Source organism: Clostridium sp. ATCC 25772 (assembly GCF_001573875.1).
In the GTDB taxonomy this organism is placed as follows: domain Bacteria; phylum Bacillota; class Clostridia; order Clostridiales; family Clostridiaceae; genus Clostridium_J; species Clostridium_J senegalense.
In genome coordinates, this window is record NZ_LFRG01000010.1 from 179,580 (window position 1) to 199,312 (window position 19,733).

Sequence of the window (19,733 nt, forward strand, 5' to 3'; positions counted from 1 at the left end):
CTAAAAGTTTCCTGAAAATATTTTTCTTTTAAATTCAATTATTTTTTTTATTACTTCATCACGATTTTCTTTTACTAAATAAACCTTACCATTACTTAAGGTAATAACTGTGTCTGGAACTGATTCTATTTTTTCAATATGATCACAATTTATAATAACTTTTTTCTCATTTAAAGTTGTAACTTCAACCATACCTCTCACCCTTTTCAATTTCAAATTTATATAAACACAAAATAAAGGAATTACCATCTAATAGATAGTTTGTCCACTTTTAGAAGATGTTAAATGTGTATCAGCTGATAACAAGATATTGATAAATAAATTTTAACTTTAAGTTATTCCCCTTATGGTGTTCCAAGTTAAGTTTTAAGGTTATCATTTATCAAATCAGAAAACTCTAATTAATATTTTTTCAATAACTAACAGATTATTTTAGTTAAAAGTTAATAGTTAATAGTTAACAGTTATGGTTATTACTATTCACTTCGTTCATAGTAATTCTCAATATATCTTTTTATAAATCATTTTTAGAAAGTGGTTGCCACTTTCATCCTAAATTCTTAATTCATAATTCTTAATTCATAATTCATAATTCTTAACTAAATATATTTGCACTTATTTTTCTCAACTGATAACAAAAATTTCATAAATAAATTTAAATGGAAACTTATTTCCTATATTTGTGTTACATTCAAACCTAAATTTATTAAACTTTTTATATTATTTATAAGTATTATGTATAACAATATTTATATTTTTATATCCAACCTGCAAACTAATTTACAGGTTGGAAAATGTATTAAAAATTTTAAATGCTTTTTAATTTTCTCTTAAATTTAAATTCTTATTAATTAAATTTTTTACCTTTTTAAATTAACTAGCTCTTGAAGTATTTCATCACCAGTTGTTATAACCTTACTACAAGCTTGGAAAGAACGACTGGCAACTATCATCTCTGTAAATTCTACAGCTAAATCTACGTTAGACATTTCAAGCATACCATTTATTATACTTCCATAAGCTGCTGCTGCTTTTTCATTATCTGATCCCTTTCCTGGTCTATAAGCTGGCTTTCCTGAGTTCACACCTGGAACATACATATTTTGACCTACCCCTTCAAGTCCACCATCATTTACAAATGATGCCATAGCAACTTGACCTATTACAGCTGAAGTTCCATCTTCTAAAGAAACTTTTAAAACTCCATCTTTTTCTATAGTAAAACCTGTAACTTTAATCTTTTCTCCCGCACCATTTATTACATTTTCAGGAATTGCTAAAGGCTTTAAGTCTCCTTTCAAAGTACCTTCTGCTCTTTCCATTTCTCCGTCTTTTAATTCGTCAACCGTAACTTCTATTTTTTTAGACGTATCATTATAAGCAACAGTAGCTCCACCACCCTCTGGATAGTACCCCATAACTCTATATCCATTAGGTGTTACTAGATTCCCTAAACTATCTCTTTTAAATTCTCCATCTCTTGTATAAAAAGGCTCTATGTTACCTTCATCAGTACCATCACCAGTAATCTTCACACTGCCATTTACAGGTCCTTTTCCAACTATAAAATAACAACCACTTCCATCAATTGCATTATCTAGTGGTCTTCCTGTTGGGTTTAAACTTCCCTGTCCTGTATTTACTTCTATACTTTGAAGATTAACGCCCATACCTATTTGCTTTGGGTTACTTCCTCCTAATGCTAAAACTGGTCCAGAACCTTTTCCTATAGTTTCACGCATTGTATCTTGAAAAGTAACTCTTGATGATTTAAATGATGTTGTTCCTGAGTTTGCTATATTATTACCTATAACGTCTAACTTTTTTTGTTGTGCATTCATTCCTGATATGCCTGAATACATGGATTTTATCATCTTTACTTCCTCCTTTAATTTCATCTCAAATCTATCGTTCATTGAGATAGAAGGCTTCCTAAAAAGGTCCAGCCTTTATTTAATATTTTTTACTATAATAGAACTACAGAATCTACATTAGTTACTACATTAATTTCATCTTTATTTTTTTCCATAGCAGTTATTATTGTTCTATTTTTTATACTTGCTATTAAGGCCATATCTTTATAAAGAATCAATGCTTCCCTACTTCCCTTTTCACTTGCTTTATTTATTCCTTCGTTGATTTTATCTAAAAGTTCACCACTAAGTTCTATATTTCTTTCTTTAAGTCTTTTTGCAGAGTGGTTTGATAAAGTAAATCCCTGGTTTTTGGCTTTTTCTGATTTAAATATATCATCAAAGCTTTTGCTTTCCTTAGCTTCATTTTTAGTAATATTTTTTTTATCCTGTAAATTACTAAAATCACCTATGGGATACAAAACTCCATTTATAATTCTATAACCCATTATAAAACCTCTAATCTTTTATAATTTTATTGTTGTTTTTTTATATTCATAATGTAATCGAATGGATAATCTTTAATCTCTGGTTTTCCATTCTCATCATATTTTAAGTTGCCATCTTCATCTTTAAGATGTACTTTTACTTTTATGCCTTCTTCATCTCTAAATATTTCTGTTACTGTACCATAAGGTCTCTTTTTCTCTGGTTTTTCAATTGGCTTTTCTTCTTCATCGCCTTCTTCATTACCTTCCTCAGGATCTTTTCCATCTACATCTTTATCCCAAAGTTCAATATCTTTACCTATTAAATTTGCTCCATTTATAAAGTTGATATAATCTAAAGTTGGATCATCTATTTTAGCTACTTCTAACACATCATTATAATCAAAGCTTTTAATCTCTCCATCAGCAGTTACAACTGTTATATATACATTGGATCCATTTTTATAAACAGATTGAACCACACCAACCTCTTGCTCACCCTTAGTATTAGCCACATTTAATGCTACAAATTTCCCTACCAATCCTTGAGCACCAGAAAGTCTCATAGTAGTATTTAAATTAGCCATTTGTTCCAAGCTTGAAAATTGAGCCATTTGAGTTACATATTGAGTATTATCCTGTGGTTGAGTTGGATCTTGGTTTGCAAGTTCAGCAGCTAATATTTGTAAAAACATATTTTTATTCATATCTTCGCCAGGTTTAACAACATTAGTTCCTCTTTCAGTTTTGCTAGCTGTAGCTGACGCTTTACTATCTTTCTTTAACTGATCCATTTGGAAACTAGAATTACCAGTTTTAGGTAAACTTACATTTGGCACTTTTAAAACCTCCTTTTCTTTTATAGTAAAATAATTCAAAACTTACACTAATACATTTAACATATCATCATTAGAATCTTTATCTTCACTTTCACTATTTAAATTTGATTCATCTATATTTTCTGTACCGTTAATATTATTATTTTTTTCTTTATTATTCTCATTAGATTGATTTTCTTTATAACTACCATCATTAAAATATGTTGTATCTTCGTTATAAACTGATACTTCAACATTTTGAATTTTTATTGTATCATTTGTAAGCTTGTCCATAATTTCTTTTACATTTGCGTTAAGTAATGCAACAGTTTCTTTATTAACAGCTTTTAATTGAGCTTTCATCATATCCCCTTCCATAGTAAGATTTATTACAATCTCACCTAAATGCTTAGGATTGACTTTCACAACTAGATCTTGAATATTATTAAGATTCATATACTTTATAGATTTAATAATATCCTCATTAAAAGAAGTTTTATTAATTAATAAATTATCTTTTGGTATGTCTTCCACTGGATTATTACTTATTTTGCTTAAAAGATTATTAAACTTATTTAAAGGCAATTCTTGTTTTTCACCACTTATTTTTTCTAGTAATTTATCCTCTTTAATTAACTCACTTTTTAAAAGATTTTTACTACTATCATTGTTATTTTTATTGCTATTTTCCTTAGTACTGTCCTTTAAACTATCTTTAGAATTCTCTTTGATATCTACTACTAATTTAGGCATTTCTTTATTTTCTGCATTGTTTACTTCTTTTTTAAATGAATTTATAGCTTCTTTCAATGATTTTTCAATTAGTTCCTTTATACTGCTATCGTTTATGTTTTCATCCATATTTAACTGTGATAATAGCTTTGTTAAGGATTCATCTAAAGAATTTTTATTTAAAATTTCACTAAAATCACAATTATCATTGATAAATTTACAAATTAAATCTTTTAACTGTTTGTTACTTATATTTTCAACTTGTATTTCATCTGGATATACCTTAGCTAGTAAATTTACTATTTGTTTTTTTAACTCTTCTAAAGAATTTTCATCTAAATTTTCTATACATTCTTCAACTTTTTCTTCTAATTTTTCTTCAACCTTCTCGCTTTTCACTTCATTACTTCCAGATACTTTTTCATTATTAGATATCTTCTTTTCATCTGTATTAGTCTTACCTTTATCTAAAAGTTTTTGAAATGTATTAGAGTTTTCTTTATCTTTTGATACACTTTTTTCTTTTTGTGGTAAATTTTCCATTGCATCTTTTCTAATAGTATTCAAAAAATTTATTTCCATATTTTTCACCTCCTTTCAGCAACTTTCCTTATGTGACCATATAAAGCAAATTCATCTGCTTGCTTTTGTTCTTTCATTGATTCTTCATCTTTAAAACGTTTATAATCCTTTTCTTTTAAGATTTCTACGGTTTTTCTTTCCACTTGAGCCTGTACTAACTCTTTTCTTTTATTTTCTGTAGCTACCTTTCTATTTTTCAATTCCTTTTCTTCAGTTTCTATAGCCATATTTAATGTATTTAAATATTTAAGGACCACTTTTCTTTCTATAGTACTTAAATTTAAAGGAACATTTTTATACTGATTATAATCGGTTTTAAATTCCTTTATTTTCTTTTCAACTAAATTTTGAGAAGTCACAGCTTGTACAAATTCTCTTTTTTTACCCTCTTCTTTTTCTTCTCTTATATCTAATAGCTTTTGAAGTTTAAATTTGTATGACATAGGTTCCCCCTTATATAAAATCAATTGTTAACCAAAACAAGTTTTAAATTTCATCATTTGATAAATATAATAAGTTTAAAAATTATCTTGGACTCTATAACTGACTAAATGTATTCTCAAGGAAAGACACATTTTCATCAAAATTTGATTCTTCTTTTATACCTTGTCTTAAAAAATTTATAAGAACATCATTATATTTTATAGCCATATCTATTTTAGGATTGCTACCTTCTACATATGCACCTAAATTAATTAAATCTTCGGCATCTTTATAAGTAGCTAATAAATCCCTAGCTTTAGATGAAGCATTTTTATGATTTTTACTACATATTTCTGGCATAAGTCTACTAACACTGTTTAATATATCTATAGCTGGGTAGTGATTTTTAGCTGCTAATGCCCTAGATAAAACAATGTGTCCATCTAATATACCTCTAACAGCATCTGCAATAGGTTCATTAAAATCATCACCATCTACTAACACTGTGTAGAAAGCTGTTATTGAGCCTTTATCAGACATCCCACTACGTTCTAATAATTTAGGCAGCATAGCAAACACTGATGGTGTATATCCTTTAGTAGCTGGTGGTTCACCTATAGCTAGTCCGACTTCTCTTTGTGCCATTGCAAAACGTGTTACTGAATCCATCATTAAAATTACTTTTTTTCCTTTATCTCTAAAATATTCTGCAATTGCTGTAGCTGTAAAGGCCCCTTTTAATCTTACAAGGGCAGGTTGGTCAGAAGTAGCACATACTACTACTGACTTTTTTAACCCTTCTGGTCCTAAATCTTTTTCTATAAAGTCAAGGACCTCTCTTCCCCTTTCACCTATAAGACAAATAACATTTATTTCCGCCTGTGCTTCTCTAGCAATCATACCTAAAGTTGTACTTTTACCAACACCACTACCAGCAAAAATTCCTATCCTTTGACCTTCGCCACAGGTTAAGAATCCGTCAATGGCTCTAACACCTGTTGGAATAACTTCTTTTATTCTTCGTCTTTTTAAAGGGTCCGGTGGCATTGCCTCTAAAGAATAATTGGTAAAGGTTGAAATTTCATACTCATTTAATGGATTTCCAAGTCCATTTAATACCTTTCCAAGTAATTCATCACTACATTTAACACTTAATGGTTTTCCTGTAGGAAGAACTCTACACCCTGGAGCAATACCCTTTAATTCACCTAAAGGCATTAGTATTACATTATCCCCTCTAAATCCAGTTACTTCACTTTCAACAGCTTCATTTAACTGATTATAAACTTTACAGACTTCTCCTACAAAAGCCCTTATACCTTTCACTTCTATAGTTAGACCTATAACATTTACTACTATTCCTTCTTTGTAATAATAATCAGCATTTTTAATTTTATCTTCTAGCTTGTTAAAATTTAAAGTTAACATTTAATATCACCTTTTAGCTATCTTTCCATAATTAATTCTTTTAATTTGTCCATAATATAATCAATACCTATCTCAACTTTTCCATTTTCTTTTTCTATAATGGCAACTCCATCTTCTAGTGAGTTATCCTCTACAATAAATATATCTCCACTAAAAGCTAACCTATTAATCATATTAAGCTTCTCATCTTCTAATGAATTTTTATATTTACAGTTGCATCTTATAATAAAATAATTTTCATTTTTTTCTTTCGAAAGAATATCATAGACAATATTGTTTAATGCATCAAAGTTGCTTAATTCCTTTTTTAACACTTCATTAACAGAAATTAATACAAGGTTTCTAAAATGCTCTTCTTTTTCTTCAACATACCTTTTATATTCTTCTTTAGCATTTGCAAGTACTGCCTTAGCATTTTCTATTATAAGAGCACCCTCATTTAAAGACTTTTCCATTCCTTCATCATAGCCTTTTTCAAAACCATTATTATATCCTTCTAAACTTCCTTTTTCAAAAGCATTGGTCTCTATTTCTTTAGCATCTTCTGATGCCTTAACTAAAATTTTGTCACTTTTTATTTGAGCATTTTTTATAATGCTATCAGCCATATTTTCCATACTTTTTAAAAGTTCATCATTATTAACTATATTAATAGTTTTCTCATTCTCTTTTCTATCTTCTTTTTCTTTATCAATAAGTTTGAAATTAATGGCAGAGATTTCTTTTTTTCCTTCTGTTATAACATCTTTGTTTTTAATAATATTATAAGATGATTGCATCCTCTCCACCTCTTGCTATTTGTATTTCACCAGCATCTTCTAATCTTCTTATTATTGCAACAACCTTTTGTTGAGCTTTTTCAACTTCAACAAGCCTTACTGGACCTAAGAATTCCATGTCCTCTTTTAGTGTAGCCGCTGCCCTCTTAGACTGATTCTTAAATATGGCATTTGCAACTTCTTCAGAGCACCCCTTAAGGGCAAGACATAATTCTTTATTATCCACTTCACGTAATATTCTTTGAATAACTGGATCTCCAAGAGTAATAATATCCTCAAATACGAACATAGATTCCTTAACTTTTTCTGCAAGTTCACTATCTTCATGATCTAAAGCTTCTGTAATATTTTTTTCTGTACTTCTATCAACCTGATTTAATATATTTACTAAGGAAGGAACACCTCCCACAATAGTACTTTCACTATTGTGGATTATATTAGATAACTTATCATTAAGCACTCCTTCGATTTCCTTAATAACCACAGGGTATATAGTATTCATAGTGGCTATCCTATAAGCAACTTCCGCTTGAAGTTCAGGAGGAAGTTCTGACATTATTTGTCCTGCTTTATCCGGTTGAAGATAACAAAGTATTAACGCTATTGTTTGAGGATGTTCATTACGTATAACATTCATAAGTTGAGTTGCATCAGCTTTTCTAGCAATAGAGAATGGTCTGTATTGCTGGGTTGCTTCTGTAACTCTCTCTAATATTTCTGATGCTCTTTGAGTTCCTAATGCTTTAGATAAAAGATTTCTTGCATACTCTATTCCACCTTCTAAAATATAATCTTTAGCCTTATTCATCTCTAAGAATTCATCTAATATAAATTTTCGTTGTTGTGACGATACTGAGCTCATGTTAGCAATTTCATAAGTTACCTTTTGTATATCTTTTTCTGGTAGCCTTTTTATAATTCCTGAAGATGCTTCAGGCCCTAATGTTATAAATAATATTGCCGCTTTTTGAACACCGGTCAATTTCTCTACTTTAGCCATAAATTATCCCCTTTCATCATCTGCTAACCATGATTTAACAACATCTGCTACCTGTTCTGGTTTATTAGTTGCATACTTTTTAACTTCACCTGTAACATGCTCATTTTCATTTTTAGCGTCTAAATTTAAAGTTTCAAAAACTTCTTTTGGTTTTACGTCATCTCCGATTATAATATCAAAGTTTGAATCCTCATCTTCATACTCTTCTTCATCTTCTCCCCTTGATTTCTTAACTGCTAAAATTATTGCTAAAATTGCTATAAGCGCACCAACTCCACCTACTACCATAGCTATAATCTTGTTTCTTTTCGCAGCAGCTTCTTGTTTTTTCATATCTTCTAATTCTTTTTGAGCTGCTTCTTTTTCTGCATTATCAAAATCTAATGATTCAACAGTTACTGAATCTCCTCTTTTTTTATCTAATCCAATAGACTCGGTAACTAGATTTCTTATAGCATTTTTTGCTTGAGCATCTACTTTACCATCTACTACTACAGATGCTGATAATTTTTGAACTTCTCCTGGTGCTTTAATAACTGTTTGTTCCTTTTTAGATAGCTCATAATTTGTAGTATTTTCTTTATGAGTAACTCCTTTTTCTGTCTCTTCATTATTCTGAGTGTTATTCATATTATTATCTACTGGACTACCTGATGTGTTACCACTATCATTTTCTGTAGTAACAACTTCATGATTACTTACAACTGCGCCTTCTTTACCATAATCCACACTATTTTGCTCTACTGCATCAAAATTTAATTCTGCATTTACAGATACTCTAACTTTGTCTTTATATATAGGTTCAAGTACATTCATTATTTTTTTTGAATATTCTTCTTCCAATTGCTTTTTAGCTTGTAATTGCTTTTCAGTAGAATTAATAGATTTATTTTCACCTTTTTCATCATAAAGACCTTCTGTTAATAACTTGAAATCGTCAGATACAACAGTTACATTTTCATTTGGAAGGTTTTCTACACTTCCTGAAATTAATGAAACAATAGCCTTTACTTGATCCTCAGATAATTGCTTGCCTTTGCTCATTAATAATGTTACTGATGCCGATGCTGGAGTCGGTTTAGTTATAAATGCAGATTTATCTGGTATAACTAAATTAACTTTTGCATTCTCCACTTCCTCAAAAGATTTTATAGTTCTTTCTAATTCTCCAGCTAATGCCCTTTGATACATAACTTTAGTTTCTGTATCTGTAGAACCTACTGAACTTTTCTCATCAAACAATTCAAAACCATTGCTACCTTCTTTGAAAGATACTTGTGATAATAATTCCATTCTTAACTTATCTACATCTTTCTTTTCTACTAAAATAGAATCCCCTTGAATTTTATATTTATATTTTTTCTCTTCTAATTTTTCTATTACTGCGCCTGAATCCTCTGCTGTCATTTTGGAGAATAATACTGCATATTTAGGTTTTAAAGCAAGTACTGACATCGTTATTACAGTTATTATAGCAACGGAGGTAAGTATAGCTACAGCTATCTTTTTAGCCTTGCTCATTTCTTTTATTTTATCTTTTTGCTCTTTTAAGCTCTCAGATAGCTTACTCATTCTGTGCACTCCTTACTATATTTGCATTTTATTAAATTCTTCATAGGCATTTATAAGCTTATTTCTTACTTGAACTGCTAGTTCTAATGTCAATCTAGCTTCTTCCGCTGAAACCATTGCTTCATGTAAATTAACATCACCTTTTATAAAACCATTTGTTTCTTCTTCTGCTTTTACTTGTGTTTCATTAACCTTATTTAAAGCTGAATTTAACATTTCAGAAAAACTACTTCCTATATTGTTTTGCTCATTCTTATTCTCAATATTTCCTTTTACCCCTTCATTAAAAACCTTAATGCCGGGAACAAATTCGTTTGTTACCATAAAATTCACCTATCTTCCAATTTCTAATGTTTTTGATATCATATTCTTTTGAGTATTTAATGCTGTTATATTTCCTTCGTAGGCTCTTGAAGCAGCAATTAAATCTACTGTTTCATTTAATATATTTACATTAGGCATTGTTACATATCCCTTTTCATCTGCATCAGGATGGGATGGATCATAAACTTTTTTTAGTGGAGATTTATCATCTTCAACACCGACTGCTTTAATTCCCATCGGTTTTAGTTCTACCTTACCACTTGACTTATCTATCTCTTTTTGTAAATTTTCTTCAAAGGTTGCAATTTTTCTTACATAAGGCTTTCCATCAACGCCTCTTGTAGTATTTGCATTTACTATATTAGATGTTATTGTATCTAGTCTTAATCTTTCTGCTGAAAGACCACTAGCACTTATTCTCATACCTCTAAATGCTTCCATCTATTAATTACCTCCTTTTATCACTGTACTTCTCATATTGAATCTAGTATTAGCTTGTTTTACTAGCGCATCATACATTAAACTATTTGATGCTGCACTGGTCATTTCACTTTCTATATCAACATTATTTCCGTCTTCTCTCATACTAGATTTATTATCTTTTTTTACTTCTATATCATCTGCAGAAAACCCCATATGTTTATTGCTAGTTTTTTTTAATTCATAATTTTTTGAATTTTCCTCTTTAAGTGCTTCATCAAAATTAACATATTCTCTTTTATAATCCTTTGTATTTACATTTGATATGTTATTGTTTATAACCTTTCCACTTAAAGTTGTTACATCCATTCCTTTTTTTATTAAATTATATGTAACATTATCTATTCCCAATATTATCCCTCCTCTTTATACACTTAACTTCAGAATTACATCAAAAACTAAAGCTTATTTCCCTATATAGTTTCACTTTAATTTCTTTATTTTTTACCTATATTTCCAATAATGTTCAGCACATCTTGAGGAAGCTTATTTGCCTGAACCATAAGTGATAATCCTGCATTTACTAGAACATTATTTTTAGTATACTCTATAATCTCCTCGCTAATATCTGCACCAGTTAAAGAGCTCTCCGCATTTTGTGTTTTTAATGATAATTCATTTAACATTTCAGTATTACTAGTTAATCTATTTGATATAGCTCCCATTTTACTTCTGCAATCGTTTAATTTACTTATAGCAGTATTTATTGTATCTATAGACTTATTTATTTCTTCTGTAGTTAATACTTTAATTTGTCCATCTAATCCTAACCCTGAAGAACTTAAATCACTTGTTGGGATTGTAGTTTGCTCGCCGGCATTACTACCACATTGAACTAGTATTCCTTTATCTGACGATAATATCTTTTTACCGTTTATTTCTGTATTTTTAGCTATATCATCAATTCCTTCTAATATAGAATTTATTTCCTCTTGAATTATTTTTTTATCTTCTTCAGAGCCTGTCCCCCCTGCCTGTATAGTAAGCTCTTTAATTCTTATTAATGAATCTGATATATTCTGCGATGCACTATCAGCTGTTTGTAACATACTTATAGTATCTTGTGTATTTCTTGATGCCATTTCTAATGATCTTATTTGTATTTTCATATGCTCACTACTAGACAATTTATTAGGATCATCCTTAGCTGTTGCAACTTTTAATCCTGAATGAATTCTGCTCATAGCTGCATTTTGTTTAGATAAATTTTTACAATAGGCATTATATATGTTTAGAGCTGACATATTATGATTTAATCTCATCTACTTCACTCCATATTCTTAATTTAATATTTGTAAACACTGTATACAACAAATAGTTTACCACACTCTTATATAAAGACAATTACATAAGTATTTAGTAAACTTTTCAATAATTTAGATATATTTCATATATGTATACTACCTTTTAATCTCTTAATGATATAGGTAAACAAGCTCCAATTTAAATTTATTCAATAACCTTAAAATATTTTTATAAAAGATATAGTGTTGAATTCTAAGTGTTTCAGAGCATGTCTCACTATTTGGGGTATCCAAGTTTTAGAATAATCAATTTTAAAAGTCAACTTGTAACCCTATAGTATACGAATTATATTAACATTGGATATTAATATATAAGTAAATCAAGCAAAAATTTCAACTTATACATTATCCAATTTTAAAATCATAATACTATAATGTTGATAGCGTCACTATAGTATTATGATTAAATTTGGGTTGATTTTTATAAACACATTTTTCGATAGTTATCATGTCTCACTATTTGGGGTATCCAAGTTTTAGAATAATCAATTTTAAAAGTCAACTTGTAACCCTATAGTTTATATTAAACAAGGTAGGTTGTCTTGTTTATTAGAACTTAAACACTTTTCTTACTTCTATATTAAGTTTTTAAATTTGCTTTTTCAATAAACTTGTCACAAAATGCACTTTAATTGTAACATATATACAAAATTATCATATATTTATCAAAAAATATCATAACTTCTATATTTTTATGAAATTTTATAAAAAAATTAAAGTCTACATAAACTTTTTATGTAGACTTTGTTTTAAATTTAGACTTTTTCATTTATGAAATAAGAATTTCTATAAAAATCTTTATTATATTGATTATTAGCTACTTTATTTCTTGATATAATTTTTATCTTATCCTTTATTTCATCTTTTCTTGTGTTAAATAAAATTTTAATCTTTTTCTCATCCTCTAATAAATTTAATTTACATATAACACTTTTTAATCTTTCTTTATCTACATTAGAATTTTCTATTTTATTTATTATCATTTGTTTTTCTATAATTAAGCTTTCTATATTATCATAAGACGCATTTTCAATATCTTCACTAAGGCTTCTTATTATTTCTTGATTTATAGAAGAACATCTTTCAAGTAAATTTTCCATGTATTTTAACTACCCATCTGCTGTGTAAACCAATTCATTTGAGAATTTAATGAATTCATAACCTTCTCTAACTGAGCAAACTGTAGATAATATCTATTTTCCATTTCATTCATTTTCTTTACTTGTTCTTTTATCATATCTTCTTTATCTAATATGCTTTTAGTTAAAATATTATTCTTATCTGTTACACTACCTTCAATTCCAGCTTTTTCTAGTAGTAATCCTCTATTTCCAGTATCACCTAATATTCTTGTACTTGCATATTTTTTAAATGTTGTATCTACTTTTTCCATTCCTATTTTAAAAGTATTAAATGTTTTTTCTGCATCTTCATTTAATGCCTTTTTAAACTTATCTTCATCTAAAACAAGTTTTCCACCTTCTCGCACATTATCAGATGTTTCTATGCCTATACTAAATAAAGTATCCTTATCTCCAAACATATCCATTCTTAACTCTGACATCATGTTCTTAAGATAACTATCACCTTTTAATATACCCTTTTTAGTTTGTTCTTCCCATTTTTTTATTTCTTCCTCTTTCATATCTTTCTTTTCATCATCTGTAAGAGGCTTATAACTATAATTTCTTTTTTCTGTATTAAGTTTGTTAACCTTATCTATTAATTTATTATAATCTTCAATAAAGCTTTTAACTGTTTCAATTGCTTTACCATTGTCTTTATTTATAGTAATTGTAAAATCTTCACCAATTTCTGCTCCATTTAAATCAAAATTTATCCCATCTTTTGAAAATTTATTATTATTTGATGTAATATCATATTCATTTGAATCACCAGGTAATGTTATTGTACCCTCAAAATTTTTTCCAATTCCAATATGTTTCTCCTTATCAATCGTAGTTGGCACTTTTAATTTTGTCATCAATCCTGTTTCATCAGTAATCTCTAGTTTTGCATTTCCCCCTGTTTTCTGTGTACTTATTTCAAAACTATTCGAAATTTCACTATATTGTAATTTCACTTCACCTTTTGTTTGTTCTGAAATTTTTTTTGCTACATCTTTTATTGTCATATCAGGTTCTAGTTTAATTACAACTTCATCCCCATTATTAGCTTTAATTTTTAAATTTTTCTCTGTGTCAATACCTTCTAATTCTTCAATCTTACTTTCCCATTTTATTCCTTTTTCAACCTTTTCACCTTTAAAACTAGCATTAGTTGCAAGTTGTGAAACTTTAACTTTATATGTTCCTTCTTTAGCCTCTGAATTTGCTGATATGTTTAATATTTCATTACTGCATTTAACTTTAGAACTATTTAAAGACTCTGAAGATAGTAAGTACGTATCTTTATTTAGAACATCAAAATATTTACCCATTAACCCATGAACATCTTTTATAATGTCTCTATATATTTCCTGTTGCCAAAGCACTACTTGTTGTTGTTGCTTCATCGAATCTATTTTAAGCTGTTGTGGTTTAAGCATGTCTTTTATCATGGTGTCTGTATCCATGCCTGTTGCCATACCCGTTATTCTCATATAATTCACCCTTTCTAAATTAATAATATTTTATAAAAATATAGGGAATAAATTAGTTTTTATTCCCCATATACCTATTAGATAATATATTGTTATCGGATAAAAATATATTTAGAGTTTCTTTGAAAATTTCATAGATTAGCATTTTAAATTTTTTCATTATTACTTTTTAGCGCTATAATCTTAGAATTTTAAGCTTAGGTTTACACCTATGGTAGCTAATTTAATATAATTAACATATTTACAAAAGTTCAATATATATGTTAATTTATATTTCTTACTTATCTTTGTTTAGCTGCTATTTTATATGCATCATTCCACATACTTCTAATATCTTCTATAAGTGGTATAATCTCATCCATTATATTTATGTCAGATTTTATATTAGCTTCCATTAATCTATTATTTATAAATTCATATACAGATGATAGACCATCTATCCATTGTAGATTTGTACTTCTATCTAATGATATCATTAACTCATAAAATATATCCTGAGTTTTTACTAAGTTTTCATGCTTCTGTTTTATATCCTTGTCTAATATTGCTTGTCTTCCTATTTTGGCATATTTTACTGCTCCATCTAAAAGCATCAATAATAATTGCTCTTTTGAAGCATAGTTTATGCTATTTTTTTTATAAGCATTATATCCATTAGCATAAGAATTCATCCTTTAACCCACCTTTTACCTATGCTTTTTCATCTAGTAGAACTCCTGCCATTTCACACATAGCTGCCACCATATCTAATATTTTTTTAGGTGGTATTTCTTTTATTACTTTATCATTTTCTTTATCCATTATTTTTACTATAAAAGTATTTCTAAAAAATTCATGCTGTTCATATTTTACATAGGAATCATGTTCCTTTAAAAATACATTTAATTTTTCTACAGCATTCTTTAATTTCTTCTCTTCAATATTTTCCTTTGAATTATATTTATCATTTAAACCAATACCTTTATTTTTTTCACCTTGAATATCTGAAGCTTTGTCTTGTTGTTCTACTAAATTAGCATCTTTTTTTTTGTTAGAATTTAATTTATTATAGTTTACTTCCTTGTTATCTACAATTTTCATTGTTCCAACTTCCATGTTTACACCTCTTAATTATTTTTTTAATTTTCCAAGGATTGAGGTATCTACTGAGACTGCATTTTTATTTTCTATAGTTACAGCATCCTTCAATTCCTTTCTTAGGATTGTAACATCTTTTGGTGCATTTATAGATAATTTTACTGACCCATTATCTAGTTTAACTACAACGATTTCAACATCTTCACCTATTAATATAGATTCCCCTTTTTTTCTACTTACAACTAACATTTTAAATTCTCCTTAAATAGTAGTTCCTTTATATTATAACTTTCATTATCTATTATAATTTGTTTTCCAAGATTGCTACTTATATTTAAAACTATAGGGGCTTTTAAATTAGTTGTAATTTTATTTATATCTGAATTTAATGTTACTGTAGTATAAACCGCTACTTCTTTTTCATTTTTAATCTTTAATTTAGACACTATTTTATCACTCAAATTAAACTCATAATTTTTTATTACTAAAAATGGTGACATAATAACTATGCCTACTGATTCATCTTCAAGTGAATGAATAACTTTAAAATCTTCATTATCTTTTAGTGAAAATATTATATATTTTTTTAAATGCTCAAATCCTAAAAGACCATCACTTAAAGTTATAATTTCATCTTCATCATATTTTACAATGCCATGATACTTAGTCTTTAGTTCCATAATTTTTACTCCTTATTCATTATCTTATAAAATCTAATAAAGATGGTGGTAATATTTTAGATGCTGTTTGAAGCGATGCTAAATAAACAGTTTGTATCATTCCCATCTCCATGCTCTTTTCCACCCAGTCTATATCTTCATTGTAAGACAATATTGCTTTAAGGTTTATATTTTGGTCTTCATTTACATTTTTTGCACCTTTCATTCTATTTTGAAAAGTTCCAACCTTTGAACGAACACTTAAAAGATTGCTAATTGCACTATCTAATCTTTCTAAGTCCTCATTATTCACTTTGGATATGTCTCCATCTTCTCCTAAATCCTTTATTATATCATTTAATAGATCTCCTAAAGTGTCATTTGCTGCAATTTTATTATCTATATCTATTTTTATATCGATTTCTTTTCCCTCTTTATTCTTTAACGGTTTACCATCTTTATCTACAAGTTGTCCATTTTCCTTATTTATCTTCAATAATTGGTTATCTTTATCTTTAAGTTCTCCATTACCATCAATTGTGATAGGCTCTCCATTATATAGGATCTTTTCCCCATTTCCATCCACTAAATGTGATTCCTTATCTACTCTTAAAACATTGTTATCTTTATCAATTTTTAATAGGTTTCCATTTTCATCTTTTAAAATTTCATCTTTTAAATCTTTACTTGTAAAATTTAAAAGTTCATTAGCATTAACACTATATTCAATAACAACTCCAGAAGAGATTTCAACCTTTAAATTGTCTCCAATGGTTCCATCGATAAGTTCTCCATTTTCATCTACAGTGGTAGGTTTTTTGTCACCATGGGTTCCACCAAAAATATATTTTCCATCAAAGGACGTATTTAATATTTGAGAAATTTCATTTACTTTCTCTGATATTTCATCTTTAACTGCTTTTAATTCATCTTTATCATAAGTACCATTTCCAGCTGAAACCATAAGTTCTCTTATTCTACTTAAAGACTTACCTAAATTATCTAATGCACTATCTGTTGTATCTAACCAGTTTATAGTATGGTTTATATTAGTGTTATACTGCTCATTTGCATAAATTTCACTATATATTTGCATAGAACGAGCTGCTTTAAATGGACTATCAGATGGTCTTTTAAATTCTTTACCTGTATCAAGTTGCTCTTGTTTACGTTTCATATGATTTAAGTTTACATTCATATCTGCTAAAAATGAATTTGACATCATTTTGTTAGTTATTCTCATAAAACCACCACCCTAACGTTTTAATCCATTTATTACTACATCTAACAATTCATCTACAGTAGATATCATCTTTGCATTTGCTTGATAAGCATGGTTAAACTGAACTAAATTTATAGTTTCTTCATCAATAGAAACTCCTGATGTAGACTCTCTTTTTTCAATAAAACTACCTAATAGCATTTGTTTATTAGCAACATCTCTTTTAGCAGCTTGAGCTTCAATACCTAATGTATTTATTATGCCTTTATAATACCCCTCTACACTTGCACCATCTTTATTATTTTCAAAAGTTATAATACCTTCTGAAGTAACACCATTTTCTATTTTATAGCCATTATTAGTTTTAAATTGATTTAATGTGGTATCTTTTTTAACACCATTTGTTTCATCATCAATTATAAATTTCATATTTCTAAGCTGTGCTATAACTAAAGCTCTTTTTCCATCTGTTCCACCACTATTTGAACCACTGCTTACATTTAAAAGCATAGGATTTTTCAACAAATCCTCATTTATAGTTATATTTCCTGCAGTTATATTCATACCTGAATCATCATTACCTATTTTATCTTCCTCTGTTCCATCAGTGAAAAAGTTTCTATTTCCACCACCATCTGAATGTATTGCATTAGTAGATAATGCTATAGTTTTTGCTAAGTTATCTAATTTATCTATGTTAGATTGTATTTTTTCATCTAATTTTAGTAATCCACCTAATGTTCCAGCTGATGGATATAAATTTTTTGAATCAATAACTAATTCAGTTACATATTTAACATCAGAATCAGATTTTCCTTCACCTGGTTCAATTTTTTTGCTGGTTTTTTTAACTCCAACAAATTTATATCCTTTACCTTCTTCATATTCTATATGATACTTAAAATCACTATCTGTATCCTGTATTAAATTTATATCAGTTCCTTCTGGTTTTAATGATATTCCATTAAGATTCTCTGAAGTTACATCAATACCAAATTTTGTACTTAATTCATCTAATAATAAATCTCTAGAATCTAATAAATCATTAGGATTATTTCCGGCAAAAGTAACCTTTTTTATCTCTTTGTTAAGTTCATTTATTTGATCTAATAAATTATTTATATCTTCTACTGATTGTTTTTTTTCTGTCTCTAAGTTTCCTTTAGTGTCTTCCAGTTGTTTATGTGTATGATTTAATAAATCTGTTAATTGTTTAGCTGTTTGAACTACTACTTGTCTTGCTTCTGATTTTTCTGGGTTTAATGATAATGTTTGCCATGCATCATAATACTCTGACAATAATTTTGATATAGCTGTATCGCTAGGCTCATTAAATATCCCTTCAATTTCAGATAAATATTTTTCTTTAGCTATTGAGTCAGCAAGATTACTAGACTCTCTTCTAATTTGATAATCTAAAAAAGTATCTCTTGTTCTTGTTATAGCTACTACATTTACCCCTGTTCCTATTTGACCTGGACCTGCAAGTGTTATAGGACGACTAGCAGATAAAATAACATGTTGCCTTGAATATCCAGGAGTATTTACATTAGACATATTATGTGATGTAGTGTTAAGAGCAGATTGTTGTGCAAGCATACCTAATTTAGATACTTGCATTGTTCCAAACAAACCTGACATTTTATCACCTCGCTACCTTCTAATTTTTCCATAAGAATTATAAGTGTTTATGGCACCTTTATCTTGTGGTTTTAACATGTTAATCATTGCATTAGTATAATTTAGTGCTTGCTTTAACAAAATGCTATTACTATCTTTTTGCATCTTTGTTTCCTCTAAAAGCATAATGCAATCATCATAATTTTTTTCTAATTCTTTATCTTTATATTCATCTATTACTTCTTTCATAGATCTTCCTTTTGTAATTTTTCTTCTTTCCATTTCAACTATTGCAATTTCTTTGTTTGATTTTTCAATGTTAGAAATGATTGACTCCAACCCCAAAGCATCATCTTTAACTATTAAATTGTATTGTTGTTCTAATAAATTTAAAATTTCTCCAATAGCTTGTTTTTCCTTAATTAAAATATCATTCAATTTATTATTCATTAGTAGTATTCTCTCCCATTTAAATGTTCTATGATTTTTTCTGCTACTAACTTACTATCAACCTTATAAGTTCCTTCTTTAATTTGAGCTTTTATTTTCTCAATTCTTTCAGTAGAGGTTTCTTTTAAATCAGTTGCAGCCATAGTATTTAAAGTTTTTCCTAAGTTTGAAATTTCACAGCTATCTTTAATTGAAATTTCATTAGTTTTAGCCACTGTTTTATTCACATTTTTATATGAGTTAATGGCCATAAAATTTGATGTACTATTAATTTTCATTTTTCATACCTACCTTGTGTTTATTCTAATAATTATATCGTT

General features: G+C 28.1%; 24 protein-coding genes. All 24 read right to left on the reverse strand.

Features of this window, described 5'->3' with window-relative positions; all coding sequences use genetic code 11:
- A complete protein-coding gene (locus tag AZI32_RS05510; protein WP_061994895.1) occupies nt 1-192 on the reverse strand; it encodes a flagellar FlbD family protein in 192 nt (63 codons plus the stop codon).
- Nucleotides 193-860: 668 nt separating this feature from the next.
- Nucleotides 861-1,874 carry a flagellar hook-basal body complex protein gene (locus tag AZI32_RS05515; RefSeq protein WP_061994896.1) on the reverse strand — a complete coding sequence of 338 codons (1,014 nt, stop codon included), beginning with the start codon at nt 1,872-1,874 and terminating at the stop codon, nt 861-863.
- Nucleotides 1,875-1,966: 92 nt separating this feature from the next.
- A complete protein-coding gene (locus AZI32_RS05520; protein WP_061994897.1) occupies nt 1,967-2,362 on the reverse strand; it encodes a TIGR02530 family flagellar biosynthesis protein in 396 nt (131 codons plus the stop codon).
- Nucleotides 2,363-2,388: 26 nt separating this feature from the next.
- A complete protein-coding gene (locus AZI32_RS05525) occupies nt 2,389-3,180 on the reverse strand; it encodes a flagellar hook capping FlgD N-terminal domain-containing protein (RefSeq protein ID WP_061994898.1) in 792 nt (263 codons plus the stop codon).
- A gap of 42 nt (nt 3,181-3,222) precedes the next feature.
- The gene (locus AZI32_RS05530) at nt 3,223-4,473 is read right to left on the reverse strand and encodes a flagellar hook-length control protein FliK (protein ID WP_061994899.1); all 1,251 of its coding nucleotides are present in this window, start codon (nt 4,471-4,473) and stop codon (nt 3,223-3,225) included.
- A gap of 5 nt (nt 4,474-4,478) precedes the next feature.
- Nucleotides 4,479-4,916: a flagellar export protein FliJ gene (gene fliJ / locus AZI32_RS05535; protein ID WP_061994900.1), complete on the reverse strand. Its 438-nt coding sequence runs from the start codon at nt 4,914-4,916 to the stop codon at nt 4,479-4,481.
- 94 nt (nt 4,917-5,010) lie between these two features.
- Nucleotides 5,011-6,324, reverse strand: coding sequence for a flagellar protein export ATPase FliI (gene fliI / locus AZI32_RS05540; protein ID WP_061994901.1), 1,314 nt, complete (start codon nt 6,322-6,324; stop codon nt 5,011-5,013).
- A gap of 17 nt (nt 6,325-6,341) precedes the next feature.
- Complete coding sequence (locus AZI32_RS05545; protein WP_061994902.1) at nt 6,342-7,103, reverse strand: hypothetical protein; 762 nt, start codon at nt 7,101-7,103, stop codon at nt 6,342-6,344.
- Complete coding sequence (fliG, locus tag AZI32_RS05550) at nt 7,087-8,103, reverse strand: flagellar motor switch protein FliG (RefSeq protein WP_061994903.1); 1,017 nt, start codon at nt 8,101-8,103, stop codon at nt 7,087-7,089. Before fliG ends, AZI32_RS05545 begins: the two co-directional genes overlap by 17 nt.
- A 3-nt stretch (nt 8,104-8,106) precedes the next feature.
- On the reverse strand, nt 8,107-9,675 hold the full coding sequence (fliF, locus tag AZI32_RS05555; protein ID WP_061994904.1) for a flagellar basal-body MS-ring/collar protein FliF: 1,569 nt from the start codon (nt 9,673-9,675) through the stop codon (nt 8,107-8,109).
- Nucleotides 9,676-9,690: 15 nt separating this feature from the next.
- Nucleotides 9,691-9,999 carry a flagellar hook-basal body complex protein FliE gene (gene fliE / locus AZI32_RS05560; RefSeq protein ID WP_061994905.1) on the reverse strand — a complete coding sequence of 103 codons (309 nt, stop codon included), beginning with the start codon at nt 9,997-9,999 and terminating at the stop codon, nt 9,691-9,693.
- Between the two features lie 9 nt (nt 10,000-10,008).
- Complete coding sequence (gene flgC / locus AZI32_RS05565; RefSeq protein ID WP_061994906.1) at nt 10,009-10,440, reverse strand: flagellar basal body rod protein FlgC; 432 nt, start codon at nt 10,438-10,440, stop codon at nt 10,009-10,011.
- A gap of 3 nt (nt 10,441-10,443) precedes the next feature.
- A complete protein-coding gene (flgB, locus tag AZI32_RS05570) occupies nt 10,444-10,830 on the reverse strand; it encodes a flagellar basal body rod protein FlgB (RefSeq protein WP_082761149.1) in 387 nt (128 codons plus the stop codon).
- 86 nt (nt 10,831-10,916) lie between these two features.
- A complete protein-coding gene (locus AZI32_RS05575; protein ID WP_061994907.1) occupies nt 10,917-11,741 on the reverse strand; it encodes a flagellin in 825 nt (274 codons plus the stop codon).
- A gap of 797 nt (nt 11,742-12,538) precedes the next feature.
- Nucleotides 12,539-12,883, reverse strand: coding sequence for a flagellar protein FliT (locus tag AZI32_RS05580; protein ID WP_061994908.1), 345 nt, complete (start codon nt 12,881-12,883; stop codon nt 12,539-12,541).
- Between the two features lie 5 nt (nt 12,884-12,888).
- A complete protein-coding gene (gene fliD, locus AZI32_RS05585) occupies nt 12,889-14,385 on the reverse strand; it encodes a flagellar filament capping protein FliD (RefSeq protein ID WP_061994909.1) in 1,497 nt (498 codons plus the stop codon).
- Nucleotides 14,386-14,666: 281 nt separating this feature from the next.
- Nucleotides 14,667-15,056 carry a flagellar export chaperone FliS gene (gene fliS, locus AZI32_RS05590; protein ID WP_061994910.1) on the reverse strand — a complete coding sequence of 130 codons (390 nt, stop codon included), beginning with the start codon at nt 15,054-15,056 and terminating at the stop codon, nt 14,667-14,669.
- Nucleotides 15,057-15,075: 19 nt separating this feature from the next.
- Entirely contained in the window at nt 15,076-15,480 is a 405-nt protein-coding gene (locus AZI32_RS05595) for a flagellar protein FlaG (RefSeq protein ID WP_061994911.1), read from the reverse strand.
- 15 nt (nt 15,481-15,495) lie between these two features.
- Nucleotides 15,496-15,711, reverse strand: a complete 216-nt coding sequence (csrA, locus tag AZI32_RS05600; protein ID WP_010292432.1) for a carbon storage regulator CsrA — start codon at nt 15,709-15,711, stop codon at nt 15,496-15,498.
- Complete coding sequence (gene fliW, locus AZI32_RS05605) at nt 15,705-16,142, reverse strand: flagellar assembly protein FliW (protein WP_061994912.1); 438 nt, start codon at nt 16,140-16,142, stop codon at nt 15,705-15,707. Before fliW ends, csrA begins: the two co-directional genes overlap by 7 nt.
- Before the next feature lie 19 nt (nt 16,143-16,161).
- A complete protein-coding gene (flgL, locus tag AZI32_RS05610) occupies nt 16,162-17,364 on the reverse strand; it encodes a flagellar hook-associated protein FlgL (protein ID WP_061994913.1) in 1,203 nt (400 codons plus the stop codon).
- Nucleotides 17,365-17,376: 12 nt separating this feature from the next.
- Nucleotides 17,377-18,984, reverse strand: a complete 1,608-nt coding sequence (flgK, locus tag AZI32_RS05615) for a flagellar hook-associated protein FlgK (RefSeq protein ID WP_061994914.1) — start codon at nt 18,982-18,984, stop codon at nt 17,377-17,379.
- Nucleotides 18,985-18,996: 12 nt separating this feature from the next.
- Nucleotides 18,997-19,413 carry a flagellar protein FlgN gene (locus AZI32_RS05620; protein WP_061994915.1) on the reverse strand — a complete coding sequence of 139 codons (417 nt, stop codon included), beginning with the start codon at nt 19,411-19,413 and terminating at the stop codon, nt 18,997-18,999.
- Nucleotides 19,413-19,691 carry a flagellar biosynthesis anti-sigma factor FlgM gene (flgM, locus tag AZI32_RS05625; protein ID WP_061994916.1) on the reverse strand — a complete coding sequence of 93 codons (279 nt, stop codon included), beginning with the start codon at nt 19,689-19,691 and terminating at the stop codon, nt 19,413-19,415. The genes AZI32_RS05620 and flgM overlap by 1 nt, the downstream gene beginning before the upstream one ends.
- Nucleotides 19,692-19,733 lie beyond the last annotated feature (42 nt).